Origin of the sequence: Streptomyces justiciae (assembly GCF_015163075.1) — a bacterium.
In the GTDB taxonomy this organism is placed as follows: Bacteria; Actinomycetota; Actinomycetes; order Streptomycetales; family Streptomycetaceae; genus Streptomyces; species Streptomyces justiciae.
Genome location: NZ_JADDXU010000004.1, coordinates 453,121 through 472,263, shown reverse-complemented (window position 1 = coordinate 472,263; position 19,143 = coordinate 453,121). Strand labels below are relative to the sequence as shown.

The 19,143-nt window shown below is 69.1% G+C and carries 11 protein-coding genes and 2 pseudogenes; 8 read left to right on the top strand and 5 right to left on the bottom strand.

The genetic code is table 11. The annotated features are described in order from the left end of the window. Positions 1-61: 61 nt before the first annotated feature. Positions 62-223: pseudogene (locus IQ210_RS14555) on the bottom strand (dihydrofolate reductase family protein); the annotation flags it as partial. 186 nt (positions 224-409) lie between these two features. Between IQ210_RS14555 and IQ210_RS14550 the strand changes: the two are divergent. From IQ210_RS14550 to IQ210_RS14535, 4 genes and pseudogenes are all read left to right on the top strand, one after another. Further along, positions 410-520, top strand: a pseudogene (locus IQ210_RS14550) (MerR family transcriptional regulator); the annotation flags it as partial. A gap of 133 nt (positions 521-653) precedes the next feature. Continuing rightward, entirely contained in the window at positions 654-1,727 is a 1,074-nt protein-coding gene (locus IQ210_RS14545) for a hypothetical protein (protein ID WP_194079398.1), read from the top strand. A gap of 29 nt (positions 1,728-1,756) precedes the next feature. Then, complete coding sequence (locus IQ210_RS14540) at positions 1,757-2,620, top strand: DUF3592 domain-containing protein (RefSeq protein ID WP_194079397.1); 864 nt, start codon at positions 1,757-1,759, stop codon at positions 2,618-2,620. Positions 2,621-2,842: 222 nt separating this feature from the next. After that, positions 2,843-4,477, top strand: coding sequence for a carboxylesterase/lipase family protein (locus IQ210_RS14535; RefSeq protein ID WP_194079396.1), 1,635 nt, complete (start codon positions 2,843-2,845; stop codon positions 4,475-4,477). 10 nt (positions 4,478-4,487) lie between these two features. On the opposite strand, the gene IQ210_RS14530 is transcribed toward IQ210_RS14535, so the two are convergent. From IQ210_RS14530 to IQ210_RS14515, 4 genes are all read right to left on the bottom strand, one after another. Next, on the bottom strand, positions 4,488-6,614 hold the full coding sequence (locus tag IQ210_RS14530; RefSeq protein ID WP_194079395.1) for a glycoside hydrolase family 2 protein: 2,127 nt from the start codon (positions 6,612-6,614) through the stop codon (positions 4,488-4,490). A 34-nt stretch (positions 6,615-6,648) separates the two neighbouring features. Continuing rightward, on the bottom strand, positions 6,649-10,011 hold the full coding sequence (locus IQ210_RS14525) for an alpha-L-rhamnosidase-related protein (protein WP_194079394.1): 3,363 nt from the start codon (positions 10,009-10,011) through the stop codon (positions 6,649-6,651). 105 nt (positions 10,012-10,116) lie between these two features. After that, positions 10,117-12,165, bottom strand: a complete 2,049-nt coding sequence (locus IQ210_RS14520) for an RICIN domain-containing protein (protein WP_194079393.1) — start codon at positions 12,163-12,165, stop codon at positions 10,117-10,119. 176 nt (positions 12,166-12,341) lie between these two features. After that, entirely contained in the window at positions 12,342-13,415 is a 1,074-nt protein-coding gene (locus IQ210_RS14515; RefSeq protein ID WP_194079392.1) for a LacI family DNA-binding transcriptional regulator, read from the bottom strand. Positions 13,416-13,866: 451 nt separating this feature from the next. On the opposite strand from IQ210_RS14515, the gene IQ210_RS14510 reads away from it, so the two are divergent. From IQ210_RS14510 to IQ210_RS14495, 4 genes are read left to right on the top strand one after another with little or no spacing between them, the layout of a single operon-like run. Further along, a complete protein-coding gene (locus tag IQ210_RS14510; protein WP_194079391.1) occupies positions 13,867-15,177 on the top strand; it encodes an ABC transporter substrate-binding protein in 1,311 nt (436 codons plus the stop codon). Beyond that, the gene (locus tag IQ210_RS14505) at positions 15,174-16,154 is read left to right on the top strand and encodes a carbohydrate ABC transporter permease (RefSeq protein WP_194079390.1); all 981 of its coding nucleotides are present in this window, start codon (positions 15,174-15,176) and stop codon (positions 16,152-16,154) included. Before IQ210_RS14510 ends, IQ210_RS14505 begins: the two co-directional genes overlap by 4 nt. Further along, complete coding sequence (locus IQ210_RS14500; RefSeq protein WP_194079389.1) at positions 16,151-17,029, top strand: carbohydrate ABC transporter permease; 879 nt, start codon at positions 16,151-16,153, stop codon at positions 17,027-17,029. The genes IQ210_RS14505 and IQ210_RS14500 overlap by 4 nt, the downstream gene beginning before the upstream one ends. Positions 17,030-17,075: 46 nt before the next feature. Continuing rightward, the gene (locus IQ210_RS14495) at positions 17,076-19,091 is read left to right on the top strand and encodes a beta-galactosidase (protein WP_194079388.1); all 2,016 of its coding nucleotides are present in this window, start codon (positions 17,076-17,078) and stop codon (positions 19,089-19,091) included. The last annotated feature ends 52 nt before the right edge of the window (positions 19,092-19,143 follow it).

Sequence of the window (19,143 nt, the reverse complement as noted above, 5' to 3'; positions counted from 1 at the left end):
GTGCAACCGCGCCGACAGGAGCGGGTGTTCCCGGCGGGGCCGCTCGGCTGCCGCGGCCGCTTCAGGCGTGCAGGGTGGGCCGGTAGATCAGTTCCTGGATGTTGCCGTCGAGCGTGCGGCTGTCGAGGATTTCGAGGTCGAAGTCGGCCGCGCCTCGGAAGACCGGAAGACCGCCGGTCCGGCCGGTGATCACGGGGAAGAGCGTGACCTGGACCCGGTCCAGACTCCTCCGGCCCAGTACCTCGCCACCGCTGGTGGTGCCGTAGCCGTCGAGGGTGGAAAAGACGTCGAAGGCGTAGGTGACGGTCATGGTGCTCTCCTGGGTGCGGTGGAGCGGGTACGCAGATTCAGACGGGACGCCACGGCAGAACTCATCGCTGTGGGGCCGGGCAAAAGAGGCGGGCCTCGTGGAGCCCACGAGCCCGCCCATCGCGACGTGACCGCGGTGGAGCCCTCGGCGGTCATGCGGGCCCAGCCGCCTGCCGGCTCGGCGTTGTGCGTGGCCGCCGCGGAGCGCCTCGTCGACCTCGAAGCGGCCCATCTCGGCCTCCGCCCACTCATAGCTTGAACCCGCCCCCAGCGACGGTCCCGCCGTGATCGCAAGGTCATCCACAGGCCTGTCGGCCGTGGCCCACCACGTGCACAATCAGCGCATGACGATCACCGCGGGCGCGCCGCCCGCCCAAGGCCCGCGCGCCGACCACGCCTTGGGGTTCGTGACGGGTGGCGTGATCGGGGCTTCGCTCACGGCCTTCGTCAGCGGGTGCGTCGTCGGGAAGGCGTCGCTGATCGTCGGGGGGCTGGTGCTGCCCGCGGTCACCGGGCTTCTGTTCCTCCTCGTCACGCAGCCCCGCCGTGCCAGGGAGGCCGCCGCCGTACCGCGTACGGCGCTCGCGGTGATCGAGAGCCTGGAGGCTGTCGAGGGCGTGGCCAGCGACGTTCCGACGCGGTTCGAGCTGTCCGTCGCACCGGACGACGGCCCCGCGTTCCGTGTCGAGGTCCGGCAGAGCGTCAACCGGGTCGAGCTCACCGACTACCGGCCGCGCGGCATCGTGGTGGTGGAGTATCCGCCGGACCGGCCCTGGAAGCTGCGGATCGTGCGGCGGCCGACGCCGGAGTGGGAGGAACGGGCGGCCGGTGCCCGGGTGGACTCGGTGCCCGGTCCGGCCATGCGGAGTGAATCCCCCGCGGGCTGCGCCGGCTGTTTCCTCACCCTGCTCGGGCTGCTGCTCGGCGTGGCCGCGGTGCTCCTCCTGTTCCGCGCCGACCTGTTCGATCGTGACGAGGGCAAGGGCGGCGCCGCGCCCGAACCGACCGTCTCCTCCTCGACGTTCGCGACCAGCATGACGTCGGAGACCGGTACGGTCACCCTCGATCCAGGCCGGTCGATGCTGGACGAGGGCGAACTGCGCGCGGCCGTCGAGTCGTTGACCCAGGGCGCGGACCGGCACGGGGCGTTCACCCTGGTCGCGCAGGAGCGCCTGCTGACAGTCGTCTTCGCCCCCGAGGGCCTGAGCGGATTCGACCCGCGGTCGCTGCCCTACGATCGCCTGCCCGCGCTGGTCGAAGAGGCCGGCAACGGCGCGGGCTCCCGACGCAGTTGGCAGCTGACCGCGGAAAACGTTACCGGCTCAGTCACGCTCAGGATCGTGGTGACCGGCGACAGAGGCACGAGAACGCTGGAAGCGGACGAGCACGGCAAGGTGCTGTCCCGCAGCGGCAGTTGACGGGATCGGCGGGGCGGGGAGGAAGACGCGTGGGGTGGGACGGGTTTCTGCTGCTGTGGTGCGCTGCGTGGGGTGTGGCGGCCCTGGTCGGCTACGGGATGTCGCTGGCCGGGGTGACCAAGGCGCAGCGCACGGTCCGGCTGGCGGGACGGATCGAGCGGGTACGAGAGCCTCGGCACGGCGGGTCGCGCACGGGCGGGATATCGGTGGTCGTCTCCTACCGTGACCCGGTCACCGGCGAGCAGGTCACCGTGACGAACGACGGTGAGCGCGGCGAGATGATCACCGTGGCGTGGGAGGGCCGCGAGATCGGCGTCAGCCACCCGCGGGGCCGCCCCCACGCCTACCGGTTCTCCAACGTCCCCGAGCAGCCCGGCCGCGGGCTCGGTTGGCCGACGTTCGCCGTCTTCCTGGTGTACGTCGGGCTGGTGGTCCTCGCCGCGGTCGACCGGGGATGGCCGTGGGCGCTGATCGGCTTCGGCGGGCCATGGGCGGTCTACGCCGCCGTACACCTGCCCGCGACGATCCGCGCCAGGAACGACCACGTCGCCCGGCTGGCCGCGATGGAGACAGTCGAGGGAAGCGTCGTCGCGGTCCTCAAGGACGTCAGCGTCGATCAGGACGACGGCCACACCTGGACCACGATCACCCCGGTGGTGTCGTTCACCACCCGCGAGGGCACGGTCGTCACGGCGCACTGCACGGAGAAGCTCCCGAATGCCGCCGAGGCGCGCGGCCGTGACGTCACCGTCCACTACGCGCCCGCCGACCCGGCTCACTTCACGCTGAACCGCTCCGCCGAACAGCGCTCACGGAATCAGGACGTGACGTTCAACGTCCTGACGATCGTGGTGCTGGCGGCGACGGCCGTGGTCGGAGTGGCGTTTCTCTGAGGGCCCGCAGCCCGGGCGCCGCCTCGGGCGAACTCCTTGTGTCGGCCACACCTCGTGGATAACGTTTCCCAGTCGGCGTACGCCAGCCGCCATCGAGCGCCGACACGCGTCACCGCACGGCCGCGATCTTTCACCGCACAGCCCGCACGGGGTTCACTGCCGTCCCGCATTGAAACGTTCCACCAAAGAGTTCGCCGCGCGCTCTCCCCAGGAGGATGTCCGATGCCAGGCTCGAAGATGACCCGCAGGACGATGATCGGCGGGGCGCTGTCCGTCGTAGCCGGTACGGCGATGTCGTCGCCGGCTCTCGCGCGGGGCGCGCGGCACACGGACGAGGCGAGAACCCGCTACGGCAGGGTGCGCGGACGCTGCGAGGACGGCATCGTGAAGTTCCTCGGCGTGCCCTACGCCACCCCGCCGCTCGGTGCGCTGCGCTTCAAGGCCCCTCAGCCGCCCAGAAGTTGGCACGGCGTGCGCGACACGGTGGACTTTCCCAACCCGGCCTACCAGGTGCCGGGCAACGAGATGGGCCCGAACGGCAACGGCCGGATGCCCGCGCCCTCCGAGGACTGCCTCTACCTCAACATCTGGACCCCCGCCGCGGACCGCAAGCGGCGGCCGGTCATGTTCTACAACCACGGCGGCGGCTACATGATCGGCTCCGGCTCCGCCACAGGCCAGGACGGCACACATCTCGCGCAGCTCTACGACGTGGTGGTGGTCGAGTCCAACCACCGGCTCGGTCTGCTGGGCTACTTGTACCTGGGCGACCTCACCGGCGGCAACTACGCCGCCAACCAGGGAATGCTGGACATCCTCGCGGCACTGCGCTGGACCGGTGAGAACATCGAGAACTTCGGGGGCGACCCCGACAACATCATGGTGTGGGGCGAGAGCGGTGGCGGCGCAAAGACCGCAGCGATCTACACCATGCCCGACGCCGTGCGGCTCTTCCACAAGGCGTCGATCGAGAGCGCCGCGCCGCTGCGCTTCCCCACCCGCGAAGGCGCCACCGCCCGGGCCGAACGCACGCTGGAGCTCCTCGGACTGACCAAGGCGGACATCCCCCAGCTGCACGACCTGCCGGCCGAGAGGCTGCTCGCGATCCAGCAGTCCGAGGCCGCGAACGGCGCTCCGCCCTGGGGCGACCCCGGCCCGCTCCCGGGCTTCGGCGCCTTCGTCGACGGCACGGTCATACCCCGGCATCCCTTCGCCGACGGCGCCGCCCCCTTCTCGGCCGGCAAGCCCCTGATGTGCGGCACCTGCCGCGACGAGACGGTGTTCTTCAGCCTCTTCGGGCCGCCCGACATCTTCCGCATCGACGAGGCCGGCCTGCGCAGGGAGCTGGGCCGGACGTACCAGGGCGCCGAACTCGACCGCGTCATCGACGTCTTCCGCAGGTCGCGGCCCGACGCGACACCGGCGCAGCTCTACTTCGCCATCACCACCTCACCGATCTGGCGCGACGCCATCAAGATCGCGGAGGCGAAGGCGGCGCAGCGTGCGGCGCCGGTGTACATGTACCAGCTCGCCTATCCGAGCCCGACCCTGATGCCCGGCACGGACTTTCCGATCGGCTCGCCGCACGCGTCGGACATCAACCTCAAGTTCGCCAACACGGACAAGAACCTGGACTACATCCTCAACAAGGACCAGTCACCACAACGGCTCGCGACCGCACGGCACATGAGCGGGCTGTGGGCGGGTTTCGCCCACACGAGCCGTCCCACCGCGAAGGACGTGCCGACCTGGCCGGCCTACACCCCGCAGAAGCGCGCCACGATGTGGCTCGACGCCGAGTGCAGGATCGTCAATGATCCGGACAGGTCCGAAAGGCTGTTCTGGAACAGCGTCTGAAGCCTTCGGTTCAGGCCAGAGTCCACACGACTCTGTCGGTGTATGTGGCGCCGTCGATGGTCGCGGTGACGGTCACTGTGTTCTGCCCGGGTCGGAGGGTGATGTCGGCCCACCGGAAGATGCGGTCACCGCTGCTTCGGCTCCCCAGTGGGGGGCCGTTGAGGGTGGCGGTGACCGTGTCCGCGTTGGAGTAGACCTTCAGTTCGGTCACGGCGTCGGTTCGCTGGGTCCAGCGACGGCTGGTGATGTAGAGGGTCGGAGTGGTCGCCCAGTTGGCCTTGTACCAGTAGAAGGCGTCCTTGCGGATCTGGCGGTCATGGGTCACCAGGCCCTTGTCGTTGATTCCGGCCCGGCCCCCTTCGTTGCGGCCGTCCGACGCGAAGTCGAACATGGCCCAGAAGAAGGTGCCCCAGATGTACGGGCGGGCGGCAAGCTGCTTCCAGTACGCCTCGTGGTAGAGCGACTGGTACTCCTCGGGGTGCCAGGATCCGCCCGGTTCGGGCTTCGGCGGGTTGAGGGCGTGTTGTGCGGTGTTGGCGCCGGCTCCGTACTCCGAGATGCCGATCCTGCGGGACGGTGAGTTCGAGTGCAGGGCGTCGGCCCAGGCACCGAGTTCGCCGTCCTTGGAGCCGTAGTACCAGCCGAGGTACTTGTTGAACCCGGTGACCCGCGTGTGCAGCCCCGCCTGTGCGTTGTCGGGGTCCTCGCTGCGCACGGCGTAGGTGGAGAGCCGGTCCGGGTCCTCGGATTCGATGATGTCCGCCAGTGACGCGAGAAGGGTGTTCGTGGCGGTGCCGTTGTAGTCGGTGAGTTCGTTGCCGATGCCCCAGAAGACGATCGACGGATGGTTGTAGTTCTGCCGGATCAGCTCACGCAGCTGGTTCTGGGTGCTCGCCGTGAAGGCGGTCGAGTCGGTGACCGAGTTGACGAGCGGGATCTCCGCCCACAGGATCAGCCCGCGTTCGTCGGCGAGTTCGTAGTCCTTCTGGTCGTGCTGGTAGTGCGCCATCCGGACGGCGTTGGCGCCGAGCTCCCGGAGGAGGTCGAAGTCCTGGACGTGGTCGGCGTCGGACATCGCCCAGCCCTTGCCGGCCCGCTCGTGGTGCAGGTTGACGCCGTGCAGGTGGAGGTGGCCGCCGTTGAGGTGGAAACCGGTGTCGGGGTGCACGGCGAAGGAGCGCAGGCCCAGGCGTTCGGTCACGATGTCGGCGATCCTGTCCGTGCCGCCGGTGACGTCGTGGATCTCCACGCTCGCGGTGTAGAGGTACGGATCTGCCAGGCCGTTCCACAGGCGGGGGCGGTCGATGCCGACGGTCTGTCCGATCTGCGCGCCGGTGGCCGCGGCCAGCGTCTGAGCAGTGGTGGCGGCCTCCGCGACGATGTTCCCGCTCTTGTCGGCGATGACGCTGCGGACCACCACCGATCGGGTGCTGTTGGCGTCGTTCCACAGCTTCGTCGTCACGGTCACCGTGGCCGATGTCGCCGTCACGTCGCTCTGCCGCAGGTAGACGCCGGGACCCGCGTAGTCCTCCATCCGCACATGGAGGTTGTCGACGGCCAACAGGCTCACATTGCGGTAGATGCCGCCCTCGAAGGTGTAGTCCGCGCTCACCGGCGCGATGCCCGTGTCGCGGGCGTTGGTCACCTTGACCGCGATCACGTTGTCCCCGCCAGTGACGAGCACGCCGGTGACGCTGAACCTGAACCGGGAGTAGCCGCCCTTGTGCTGCCCGAGATAGGTGCCGTTGCCCCAGACGTCGGCGACCTGGTTCACCCCGGCGAACTGCAAGTACAGCCTCTTCCCGGCCAGTTCGGACGGCACGGTGTAGTGGCGGCGGTACCAGCCCACTCCGCGGTAGTAGTTGTTGCCGCCGTCGGCACCGTCGACGGCGTTCCAGGTGTGCGGTGTGTTGACCGACGTCCATCCCGAGTCGTCGAATCCGGGCTGTTCCGCACCGGCGACGTCAGTTCTGGTGAAGCGCCATCCCGCGTTGAGGTCGATGCGCACCCGCGGGTTCGGCGCCGTGTAGGTCGCGGCCGCGGACGCGGCATGGCTCTGGGAAATGACCGCTGACGAAGCCAGCACTCCTCCGGCTGTCCCGCGCAGCACCTGTCGGCGCGTGGGAGACCCTGTCATGTCAGAACTCCTCTCAGGAGTGGTGAAGGTGGTCTTACGCGACATGTATCTCGGCGAGCTGGAGCCGGTACTTGGCCGTCTCGTCCGAGGCCGGGGAACCGAGCCTCGTGGCCTTCAGACGCAGGAACCGGCCGGTGGCGGAGGTGAGGGTGTAACTCTGGGCGACTCCGGCGGGGTTGGACTGGCCGGTGACCGTGCGGACGGTGGTGTACGAGGTGCCACCGTCGCCGCGGGTCTGGATCGTGAAGTCGACGGGGAAGCCCGCGGTGCCGCCACCGGCCGCGGCGGTGTCGGTGCGGGGGTGCAAGGTGACGGAGCCGATGGGCCGGTCGGCGCCGAGGTCGACCTCGATCCACACGGGTGTGTCACTGACGTCGGCGGAGGGGAAGTCGATGCTGGTGAATCCCCGGGCGCCGCTCACACTGGTGAGGGTGCCGTCCAGCAGTCGTGTCTTGCCCCAGTCGCCGTTCTCCAGCGTGTAGTTGCTGGTGACGGTGGTCGCGGCGGTCGGCACGGTGAGTTCCGCGAGCTGGAGCCGGTACTTGGTGGTCTCGTCGGAGGCCGGGGAGCCGAGCCTGGTGGCCTGGAGGCGCAGGTAGCGGGCGGTGGCGGTCTTGAAGCCGTACGTCTGGACACGCCCGCCCGGGTTCGCCTGGCCGGTGACGGTGCGGACGGTGGTGTAGGAGGTGGCGCCGTCGGCACGGGTCTGGATCGTGAAGTCGACCGGGAAACCAGCCGTGCCGCCACCGGCCGCCGCCGTGTCGGTGCGCGGGAAGAGCCGCACGGCGTCGAGGTCGGTGTCGGCGCCGAGGTCGATCTCGACCCAGACGGGGTTCGCGGACACGTCGGCGGCGGAGAACTCGTTGCTGGTGTAGCCCTTGGCGCCGGCCACGCCGGTGAGCTTGCCGTCGGTGAGGCGGTTCCTGCCCCAGTCGGTGTTCTCCAGGCTGTTGTTGCTGCTGACCGGACGGTCCAGGGCCAGGTTGTCGAGGCGTCCGGCGCCGGTGACGGTGAAGGTCCAGGTGCCGGGTTGCACGGTGAAGTAGACGTGGCCGGCGTCCTTGCTCTCGTAGGCGAGACCGGAGACACCGCCGGTGGGCGAGCCGCCGGTGAAGACGGTGGTGCCGATCGCCTTGATGACCGGCGAGGAGCCTCGGTACGTCGGAACGCCCACTCGCGCGGCGGTTCCGCTCGGGGAGGTGAGGGTCAGGGTCGCCTGGCCGCCGTCGCGTGTGAGGGCGAAACGGACGTCGCCCTTGACGGTGGGCACTACGGTGTCGATCTTCGTGAGGGTGCCCGTCTGCGGGACGATCTCGTACGTCGTCCAGCCCGGCTCGGTGGGCCGCACCCCGGCGGCGTACGCGGACAGCGCGTACAGCGGGCCGCCGTTCCAGGCGTGGTTGTCGGTGCCCGCGGCCTTCTCCCACACCTCCCACAGGGTGTGGCAGGCGGGGTCGGCGACCTGGGCGGCGAAGCGGTTGCGCATGCGCTCCTCGGCGACACCGGCCGCGCCCATCAGGTACAGGGCCTCCAGGACGTAGAACTCCATGTAGGGGCTGGCGTTGAGGTGGGTGCGCAGTACCTCGGTGATCGCCCGGTGGCGGGCGGCGGGGGCCAGTCCGGCGACGACGGCGAGGGCGTTGCCGCGGTCGTCGGTGTCGCCGTTGTAGCCGGGTGAGCGGTACTCGTTCCTGGACGTGTTCCACAGCACGCGGTCGAAGTTGGCCTTGATGCTGTCGCGTCGGCTCTGCCAGCCGGCCACGTCGCCGGAGTTGCCGCTGAGGTCGGCGAGCTTGGCGGCGGTGTCCAGAGCGAGGTAGTACCAGCAGCTGTCCAGGAGGCGGGCGTCGATGTTGCTGCCCCAGTCCTCCCAGTCCCAGTCCCCCGCACGGTGGTTGACCAGGCCGTCGGCGTCCAGACTCCACAGGTTCAGGTACTTCTTCACCGCCGGGTAGGCGCCGGTGACGGCCTCGGCGTTGCCGGTGTAGAGGTAGTACGTCCAGAACGACCACACCGACGCGAGCATCTGGACGGGCAGTTCGGCGGTCCAGATGGTCGTCGGCACCGGCGAGTACAGGGCCCCGCTGTCCTTCTGCCAGGCGGCGAGCTGGGCGATGGCCTTCGCGCCGAGCGCGTGGGAGCGGGTGTCGAAGGTGTAGAAGCCCTCCTTGAGCTGGTTGACCACATCACCCCACCACTGGGCGCGTTCGCGGGTGGGGCAGTCCATGTAGTTGTCCCGCATGTTGACGTACATCGTGCGGGCGGCCTTGGTCCACAGCGTGTCCAGGAAGGCGTCGCTGCTGCTGAACGAGCCGGCGAAGTCGGTGTCGTAGCCGGACTCCCGGTACTTCAGGTCCAGGATCGTCACCCCGGCCGGGATCGTGTACTTCACCGCCGTGCCGCTCATCCACGCCAGCGGCTCGAACTCCTGCACCCCGCCGGTGCAGACGTAGGTGGCGCGTACGTTGTACTGCGTGCCGGGCTCGATTCCGGTCAGGCCCGCGCCGTCGTCGTAGTGGTCGGTCTGGATGCCGATCACCGCACCGGCCGGGGCGTCCACCTTCAGGAACGGGGTCACCTGGATGTTGGACGGCAGGCCGGCCGAGATCGCCGCGGCGCCCTGGCCCGTGGTCGGCAGCGACGCGGCGTTGACGTAGGACTTCAGACCGGAATAGCGGAACTGCGGGACGGGCCGCTGGACGAGGGCGTTCCACGGTGCGGCGCCCGCGGCGCCGTGGTCGGTCGGCGCGGTCCAGCCGCTGTCGTCGAAGCCGGCGGTACGCCAGCCCGACACGACAGCGGCGGCTCGGGCGTCGTAGAAGATGTTGGACTCGGGCAGCCGGAAGTTGACCTGTGTGCCGCTGGTGTTGTTCGCGTAGCCGGGGTGGACGGTGTGCTTCCAGCTGGTGTCGCTGATCAGCCGGGTGGTCGTGGAGCCGGTCTGGATGTCGGACTGGAACAGCAGTCCGCCCTTGCCGCTGCTGTTGTGCGAGAAGCCCTGCTTGCCGAAGTACCAGACCAGCAGCGCCACGGCGTTGGTGCCTGCGGTGAGGTGCGGGGCGAGGTCGATCTCGTCGAAGTAGGTGTCCGTGCGGTTCGGGCCGCGCTTGAGGCCGCCGTCGAAGACCACGAGCGTGCCGTTGACCCACAGCCAGTACTTGGAGTCCACCGCGATCCGGGTCACCGCCTTCGACGGCGCGGAGCCCAGGGTGAACGATCTGCGGAAGGCCACCCACTGGTTGGCCGAACTGGTCGGCGCCCAGATCCACTTCGCCGTCCACGAGACCGCGGCGGACGCCTCGGGGGCGAGGTGCGGCAGGGTCAGGGAGCCCAGGGTGGGGGCGAGGGCGACGGCTGCGGCGGAACGCAGGACGGATCGGCGGGGGATGCGCTGCATTGGGCACCTTCCGAGGGGGGAACCGGGGGGTGAACCAAGAGGGGTGAATCGATTCAGTCCAAGGGCCGGGCTCGCCGGTTCGGCCGACGAGCCCGGTCGGGTGGGTCAGTTGATACGGACGATCTTCCAGAGCTGGTCGTCCACGTCGACGCTGTTCCACTGGATGACGGCCGCACCGTCGGCGGTGGAGGACTGCGCGATGCCGACGACGAGAGCGCTGTTCACGTTGCGCAGCTTGTAGTAGCCGCCCGCGTCGACCAGCGTCCACTTCTGGGAGTCGGCGGTGGAGGCGGTGTTCTGGACGACGACGGCGCCCGCTGCGCTCGACGCATCGCGGATGTCGAGGTTGAGGCCGCTGTTGACGTTCTTGAGGGTCCAGGCTCCATTGCCGGCGGACTGGAAGGTGAACAGCTGGCAGAAGCAGCCGGAGTTGCGCCACTGGTTGACGGCCGTGTTGGTGGCGGTGGAGGCCTGCGGGATGTCGAGGTACTTGCCGCTGTTCTTGTTGACGAGGACGTACTGCCCCGTGCCCAGGGGTGGCAGGGCGGTCTGGGCGAGGTTCCAGCGCTGGCAGGCGCAGCCGGTGCCGCTCCACTGGGCGGCGCCGGCGCCGGCGGTGGTGGAGGCGTTGGGGATCTCCAGGTACTTGCCGGTGACGCGGTTGGTGATCGTGTAGCCGCCCTCAGGATGCGGGGCGACGGCCCATTCGTGATCCAGGGTGCCGTTGTCGTCCCACTGCAGGACCCGGGCGCCGTCGGCGGTGGACTGGTTCTCCACGCCGAGGACCTTGCCGCTGGCGACGTTGAAGATCTTGAAGTAGCCGGAGGACTGCTGCACGAAGCGCCACTGCTGGTCGGTGGCGTTGGTGGTGGCCTGCTGCGTGGCGGTGGTGCCGTTGGTGGTGGAACCGCCTGCGATGGTGAGCCTCAGGCCGCTGTTGGCGTTGGCGGCTGTGTAGGTGGCGCCGTTGGAGATGCCGCCGCCCAGGTCGACGACGCTGTACGTGACCGGGTTGACACCGGTGCTGCGGGCGCGTCCGGCGCTGAACACCATCAGGCTGTGGCCGTCGGGCAGCGGGAGCATGCCGCGGCTGTAGCCCCCGGCGACGTTGGAGCGCATGCGGTTCCATGCGTTCGCGGCGCCGTTCTCGGTGTTGACGAACAGGTCGTTCTGGCTTTCGCCGCTCAGCACGAGGGTGCCGTTGGGGCCGCCGGTGGGCAGCCAGGTGATGAAGGGGGCGCCGCTGGGGATGACGCCGTCGGTGGACCGCAGCACCCTGCCGGTGACGGAGCCGAAGCCCTCGGGGTCGGCGGAGATCTTGTAGTAGACGGAGCAGCCGCCCTCGGGGGCGTTGCAGTACTCGTAGCTCATCACGTAGTTGCCGTTCGGCAGCCGGGTGACCACCGGCATGCCCGGCCGGTCCGCGTACGTCGGCATCGACACGTCGTCGACCACCGGGCCCCAGTTGCGGAGGTCGGTGGAGACTTGGTGCACGATCTCCTGGCCGTGGGCGGTGTCGCGCTGGTCGGAGTAGTAGACGATCAACCGGTCGCCGGAGAGCAGGAAGTAGGGCTCCCACACCGGGGTGTGGCCGTTGCTGGATATCGCCTCGCCGCCCGTGGCGATGTTGGTGACGAAGGTCCAGCTCTGTCCACGGTCGGTGCTGGCGTACAGGTCGATCTTCGTGCCGCCCCGGTCGGCGGGCACGGAGTCACCGGCGGCCAGGATGGTGCCGGCGGGGAACCCGCCCATGGCGCGGGGCAGTTCGAACAGCTCGGGCTCCCAGCGCATGCCCCAGCCGTTCTGGGTGTCGGCGACCTCGGAGATCTTCGTCCAGGAGGTGCCGTTGTCGGTGCTGCGGTAGATCGGGAAGACGGGGATGCCGTTGGTGTACTGCTCGAAGGTGGCGAGGATGGTGCCGTTGGCGGCGCCGTTGTGCTGGAGGCGCATCGCGCGCGGATAGAACGTGCCGGGCGAGGGCGCGTCCGCCGGCGGGGTGTACAGCGTCTGCGAGGGGCGGGACTCCGCTGCCGCGCGGCCCGCGGCGGGCAGGGTCAAGGTGGCCACGGCCACGAGCAGGGACACCAACAGGGTCAACCATGTGCGGGAAAGTGGACCGGCGCCTGGTCTGGCGCCTGGCTGTGCGGGGGACATGTGCGGCTCCGATGAGGGGGAGGTGGTGCGTTTCGGTGCCCGCCGATCCCGGGACCTGACGGGTCGGAGGTCGGCGGAGTCCAATGGGTGGGCGTCGGCGGACATGCGAGGGCATGCCGACGCCATGCGCGGTCACATGGGCGGTGCGGGACAGATGTGGGACCCGAGGGGCTTGATCAGTCGGCGGTGCGCAGGGCGGTCCGGCCTCGCCCGGCGGCCGGGGGCGCGGTCGAGCCGCGGACCACGAGTTCTACGGGGGGCTCCCCCGCCGGCGGCGGCTCGGTGCCGGGCTTCTCGATGGCGTGCACCAGAAGCCCGATCCCCTCCCGCGCCGCGGCCTCGAACGGCTGACGGACCGTGGTCAGGGGCGGGGACACGTAGGCGAAGACGGGGTTGCCGTCGAAACCGACCACGCTGATGTCCTCAGGCACCCGGCACCCCGCTTCCCGCAGGGCGTGGATCAGACCGATGGCCATCTCGTCGCCCGCGGCGAACACCGCGGTCACGGACGGGTCGGAGGCCAGCGCGCGACCCGCGGCGTACCCGGAGGCGGCCGACCAGTCGCCGTTCAGCAGCGGCGGTTCATGCGCGCCCCGCGCCGACAGTGCCGCCCGCCATCCTTCGATGCGGTCCTTGGTGGCGTACCACTGGCGCGGGCCGGCCAGGTGATGGACCGTCTTGTGCCCGAGGTCCAGCAGGTGTTCGGTGGCCGCGCGCGCCAGGTCGTGCGCGCCCACGCCCACGGTCAGCGTCCGGGTGGCGGTGAAACCGGGCGCGGGTGGCGCGCCGACGAAGAGCACCGGCACGTCGACGCGGAGCGCGACCTCGCCTTTCACGATGGGTTCGGAGACGACGACGCCGTCCACGCCCTGTTCGAGGAGTGACTCGACGGCACCGGCGATGTCCTCCGGGGCACCGTCCGGTGTGTTGACCACCCGGAGCGTGTATCCGGAGTCCCGTACCGCCTGCTCGATGTGCACGAGAAGCGAGGCCGTGCCGAACCCGGCGGTGCCCAGCGCGACGACACCGATGGAGCGGGTGCGTCCCGACGCCAGGGCCCTGGCGGCCTGGTTGAGCCGGTAGCCGAGTTCCTCGGCGGCCGCGAGGACACGGCTGCGGGCATCGTCCGAGACGTACGGTTCGCCGTTGAGGACCCGGGACACCGTCTTGCGTGACACTCCCGCGACCCGGGCGACGTCCGCACTGCGCGGCGCGGTGGAAGTCCCGGCGCGCTCCGCTTCTGGTGCCATGAAGTCTCCTTACAGCCTCGTTCCGCATCGAACGACGCCACCATATGACCGCGCGGTCTGACCGCGCGGTCATATCTACGCAGCGGGCCCGGTCGCGCGTCAAGATGTCGCGCACCGCCTTTTCGGCCGACAGCCGCGCCGCACAGGCCTTCACGGTCGGGGTCGAGAGGTGAGGTCGAGACCCGTTCCCGCAGCTCAAAGACTCCTCCGCCCCTATGAAAAGGCGTTCGGGACAGACCCATGACTAGGACACCGGACGTGGCGCGCACAGACCGCATCAGCCCTCAAGGGCTTGACACTGACCCCGCACAACGTTCACTCTTCCTGGCATCTCACCGATCGGCTTTGTTCGATCGAGTTGATTTTTGGTCGCTTCATCGACCGGCCCTCTACCCTCGCCATCCCCGGCCGACGTGCCATGTCCGCATGCCGTCGCCCTTCAGGAGCCGAAATGCAAGCTTCACCCTCTGGTTCTCCCCTGCCCGGCACCAGCCGCAGATCCCTGCTGCGCGGTCTGGGCGGCGCCGCCGTCCTCGGCGCCGGCATCCCCCTGCTCAGCGCCTGCGGCGGCAGCGGAGCCTCCTCGGACCCCAAGACCGTCACGCTCGGCTCCAACCAGTCCGACGCCGTGCCGAAGAAGGCGTACGGGGAGATCTACACGGCGTTCACCAAGCAGTCCGGGATCACGGTCGACGTCAACACCAAGGACCACAACACGTTCCAGGAGCAGATCAACTCGTATCTGCAGGGCACGCCGGACGACGTGTTCAACTGGTTCGCCGGGTACCGCATGCAGTTCTTCGCCCAGAAGGGTCTGGCCTCCCCGATCGACGACGTCTGGGAGAAGATCGGCGGGAACTTCCCGGTGGCGATGCAGAAGCTGAGCAAGGGCGCGGACGGCAAGTACTACTTCGTGCCGCTGACCACGTCCCTGTGGGCAGTCTTCTACCGCCGGAGCGTCTTCAAGCAGTACGGCTACGAAGTCCCCACCACCTGGGACCAGTTCATCGCCCTGTGCAAGCAGATGCGGAAGGACAAGCTGGTCCCGATCGCCTTCGGCGACAAGGACGCCTGGCCGGCGATGGGCACCTTCGACCAGATCAACTTCCGTCTCAACGGCTACGACTTCCACGTCGAGCTCATGGCGGGCAAGGCCTCCTGGACCGACTCCAAGGTCAAGGCGGTCTTCGACCACTGGTCGGAGATCCTGCCCTACCACCAGGAGGGGTTCATGGGCCGCACCTGGCAGGACGCCGCGCAGACCCTGGTGTCGAAGAAGGCCGGCATGTACGTCTTCGGCTCTTTCGTGGCCCAGCAGTTCACCGCCAAGGCCGACCTGGACGACCTGGACTTCTTCGCCTTCCCGGAGCTCAGCCCCGAGTTCGGGCAGGACACCGTCGAGGCGCCGACCGACGGCTTCATGCTCTCCAAGGCCCCGAAGAACAAGGCGGGCGCCACGCAGCTGCTGGAGTACCTGGGCACCCCGGCCGCCGAGGGGATCTACGTCAAGTCCGACTCCAGCCTGGTCGCTTCCTCGAACAAGGCCGACACCTCCTCCTACACACCGTTGCAGAAGAAGGCGTTCGAGATGATCTCCGGCGCGAAGAACCTCACCCAGTTCATGGACCGCGACAGCCGCCCCGACTTCACCTCCACGGTGATGCAGCCCGCGCTGCAGAACTTCCTCCGCAACCCCAAGAACGTCGACAGCATCCTGTCGTCGATCGAGCGCCAGAAGAAGACGATCTTCGCATCCGCATGAGCACCGAGACGAAGAACCCCGAAACCCGCAAGGCGGCGCCCCTCGCGTCGCCTTCGGGCGCTGCCCCGCGCAAGGTGCCCCAGGGGCACCGCCGTCTGCTCACCCGCCGGGACCGGATCACCCTCGGTCTGATGGCGGGCGTGCCCACGATCCTCCATGTCGCCCTGGTCTGGCTCACCGCGCTCGCCTCGATCGCGCTGGCCTTCACCACTTGGGACGGCATCGGCTTCGACTCCATCAAATGGGTCGGCGTGGACAACTTCCGCGAACTGCTCACCAACAACCCGCAGTTCTGGCCCGCCGTCCAGCACAACGTGATCTGGTTCGTCGTGCTGATCCTGCTGCCCACGCCCTTCGGCCTGTTCCTGGCCGTGCAGTTGGACAAGAAGATCCGGTTCAGCCGCGTCTACCAGACCGCGTTCTTCCTGCCGGTCGTCATGTCGATGGCCGTCATCGGCTTCGTCTGGCAGCTCATCTACAACCCGGACACCGGCCTGATCAACAGCCTCATCGGCGCCAACGAACCGGGCCACTACATCGACTGGATCGGCGACCCGGACCTGAACCTGTGGGCGGTGCTGGTCGCCGCTTCCTGGCGCCACGCCGGCTACATGATGATCCTCTACCTCGCCGGCCTGAAGGGCGTCGATCCGTCCCTGCGCGAAGCCTCCTCGCTCGACGGGGCGAACGAATGGCAGACGTTCAAGAACGTGATCTTCCCGACCCTGCGCCCCACCAACACCATCGTGCTGGTCGTCACCATCATCGAGGCCTTGCGCGCCTTCGACCTGGTCTTCGTCTTCAACAAGGGCGCCCAGGGCACCGAGTTGCTGTCGATCCTGGTCACCAACAACATCATCGGCGAGTCCAGCCGCATCGGATACGGATCGGCGATCGCGGTGGTCCTGCTGCTGATCTCGCTCGTCGTGATCATCCCGTACCTGGTGAGCACCTTCCGCAAGGAGCGGCGAGCATGAGCACACTGGCTCTTCGGGACAGGCCGATTCGTCCCGCCCGGGTCCTGCTGCACCTCTTCCTCGCCGGCACCGCGCTGGCCTGGCTGGCGCCGCTGCTGTGGGTGTTCTACGCGGCGCTGCGCCCCTACAGCGAGACCAGCGCCAAGGGCTATGTGTCCTGGCCGGACAAGCTGGGCCTCGACAACTTCACCAACGCCTTCCAGCAGTCGGACATGCTCCACTACTTCGGGAACACGCTGCTCATCGCGGTCCCGGCCGTGCTGCTGACGTTGTTCCTCTCCTCAATGGTGGCCTTCTACGTCAGCCGCTTCGACTTCCGCCTCAACCTCGCCCTGCTGCTGGTCTTCACGGCCGGAAACCTCCTTCCGCAGCAGGTCATCATCACCCCGCTCTACCGGCTCTACCTGCTGATCGACCTGCCCGGAGTCACCGCCTCCGGCAAGCTCTACGACTCCGCCCTCGGCCTGGTCCTCATCCACGTCGCCTTCCAGTCCGGCTTCTGCGCCTTCGTGCTGGCCAACTACATGCGGATGCTGCCGCACGAGCTGACCGAGGCCGCGCTCGTGGACGGGGCGTCGGTGTGGCGGATGTACTGGCAGATCGTGCTGCCGCTGTGCAGGCCCGCGATGGCGGCGCTGGCGACATTGCTGTCCATCTGGATCTACAACGACTTCTTCTGGGCCATCGTCCTCATCTCCACCGGCGAGAACATGCCGATCACCTCGGCCCTCAACAACCTCTCCGGCCAGTACTTCACCGACCCCAACCTGATCGCCGCCGGCGCGCTGCTGACCGCGATCCCCACACTGATCGTCTACTTCGTGCTCCAGCGGCAGTTCGTCAGCGGACTCACCCTCGGCGCCAACAAGGGCTGACGCCCCCTCAAGTCCCCAGTTCCTGCTACCTATCGGAGCACCACCAGTGAGCACTGAACGCCGCCTTCGCCTGCCCGGCCTCGCTTACGGCGGCGACTACAACCCCGAGCAGTGGCCCGAGGAGGTCTGGGCCGAGGACATGCGCCTGATGCGCGAGGCCGGGGTGACCATGGTCAGCGTCGGCATCTTCTCCTGGGCCCTGCTGGAGCCGAAGGAGGGTGCGTACGATTTCTCCCGCATGGACAAGATCCTCGGCCTGCTGCACGACAACGGCATCGCCGCCGACCTGGCCACGCCCACCGCCGCCCCGCCCGCCTGGTTCTTCAAGGCGTACCCAGAGGCTCTGCCGGTCGACCGGGACGGCCGCCGTCTGTCGTACGGCAGCCGCCAGACGTTCTGCCCGTCCAGCCCCGCCTACCGCACCGCGGCGCTGCGCATGGCCGGCGCGCTCGCCGAGCGCTACGCCGACCACCCGGCGGTCGTCATGTGGCACGTGCACAACGAGTACGGCTGCCACAACGCCGCCTGCTACTGCGACACCAGCGCGGCCGCCTTCCGGAGCTGGCTGCGCGCCAAGTACGCCGACAGCCTTGACGCGCTCAACCAGGCCTGGGGCACCACCTTCTGGAGCCAGTGGTACTACGACTGGGACGAGATCCTGCCGCCCCGCGTCACCGGCGCCGACTCCAACCCGACCCACCAACTGGACTGGCGCCGCTTCTGCAACGACGAACTGCTGTCGCTGTACGTCGCGGAACGGGACGTGCTGCGGCGGGCCGCGCCGGCCGTCCCGGCCACCACCAACTTCATGGTCAACTTCAGCATCGAGGCGCTGGACTACTGGCGCTGGGCCCCCGAGCTGGACATCGTCTCCAACGACCACTACCTGCGCGCCGACGACCCCGCCTCGGAGGTCGACGTCGCGCTCTGCGGTGACCTGGTGCGCTCGATGGCGGGCGGCCCCTGGCTGCTCATGGAGCATTCCACCGGGGCCGTCAACTGGCAGTCCGTGAACCGGGCCAAGGACCCCGGCGAGATGCGCCGCAACGCCCTGGCCCACGTGGCCCACGGCGCCGACGGCATCGCGTACTTCCAGTGGCGGGCCGCCAAGGCGGGCTCAGAACAGTGGCACTCGGCGATGCTGCCGCACGCGGGCACCGACAGCCAGATCTGGCAGGACGTCGTCCGACTCGGCGCCGATCTCCGGGCGTTGGCGGAGGTCCGCGGCAGCACCGTGGCGGCGGACGTGGCGATCGTCTGGGACTGGAACGCCCGCTGGGCCCTGGAACTCCCCTCCCAGCCAAGTTCCGCACTCCGCTTCGTGGACCTGGTCCGTTCCTGGTACGAGCCGCTGTGGCGCGCGGGCGTGGCCGTCGACTTCGTACTCCCGGACGCGGACCTGTCGTCCTACCGGCTGGTCCTCGCCCCCAGCCTCTACCTGATCGACGACACCGGTGCCGCGAACCTCACCTCGTTCGCCGAACAGGGGGGCACCCTGGCGGTCGGGTTCCACAGCGGCGCGGTCGACGAGAACTGCCACGTCCGGCTGGGCGGTTACCCCGGCGCCTTCCGGGACGCGCTCGGCGTGCGCACGGACGAGTTGTTCCCGCTGCTGCCCGGCGAGACGCGACCTCTGACGGGCCAGGTCCCCGAGGGCGCCGACGCCACGCTGTGGTCCGAACGCGTCCGGCTCACCGACGCCGTGGCCATCGCCTCCTATGCCGACGGGCCCCTGGCCGGCGTACCGGCCGTCACCCGGAACGCCCATGGCACCGGCACGGCCTGGTACCTGTCCACCCACCCCGACCCGGCCACGCTGGCGGCCCTGTTGGACCGTGTCCGCGACGAAGCCGGTGTCCGTCCCGTCCTCGCCACCCGGCCGGACGGCGTCGAGGCGGTCCGCCGCAGGGGGCCCGACGCGGACTACCTGTTCCTCATCGACCACTCCGGAAACGGCACCGAGGTCCCGGCCCACGGCCTGGAACTCCTCACCGGCAAGCCGGTCCACGGATCGGTCACCGTCCCGGCCGGGGGTGTCGCGGTGGTGCGCGAGGAGCGCTGAGAGCGAGGTCATGGACCGCTCTGCGGCCGGGATCGGAGCGGCGGGCGGGGGG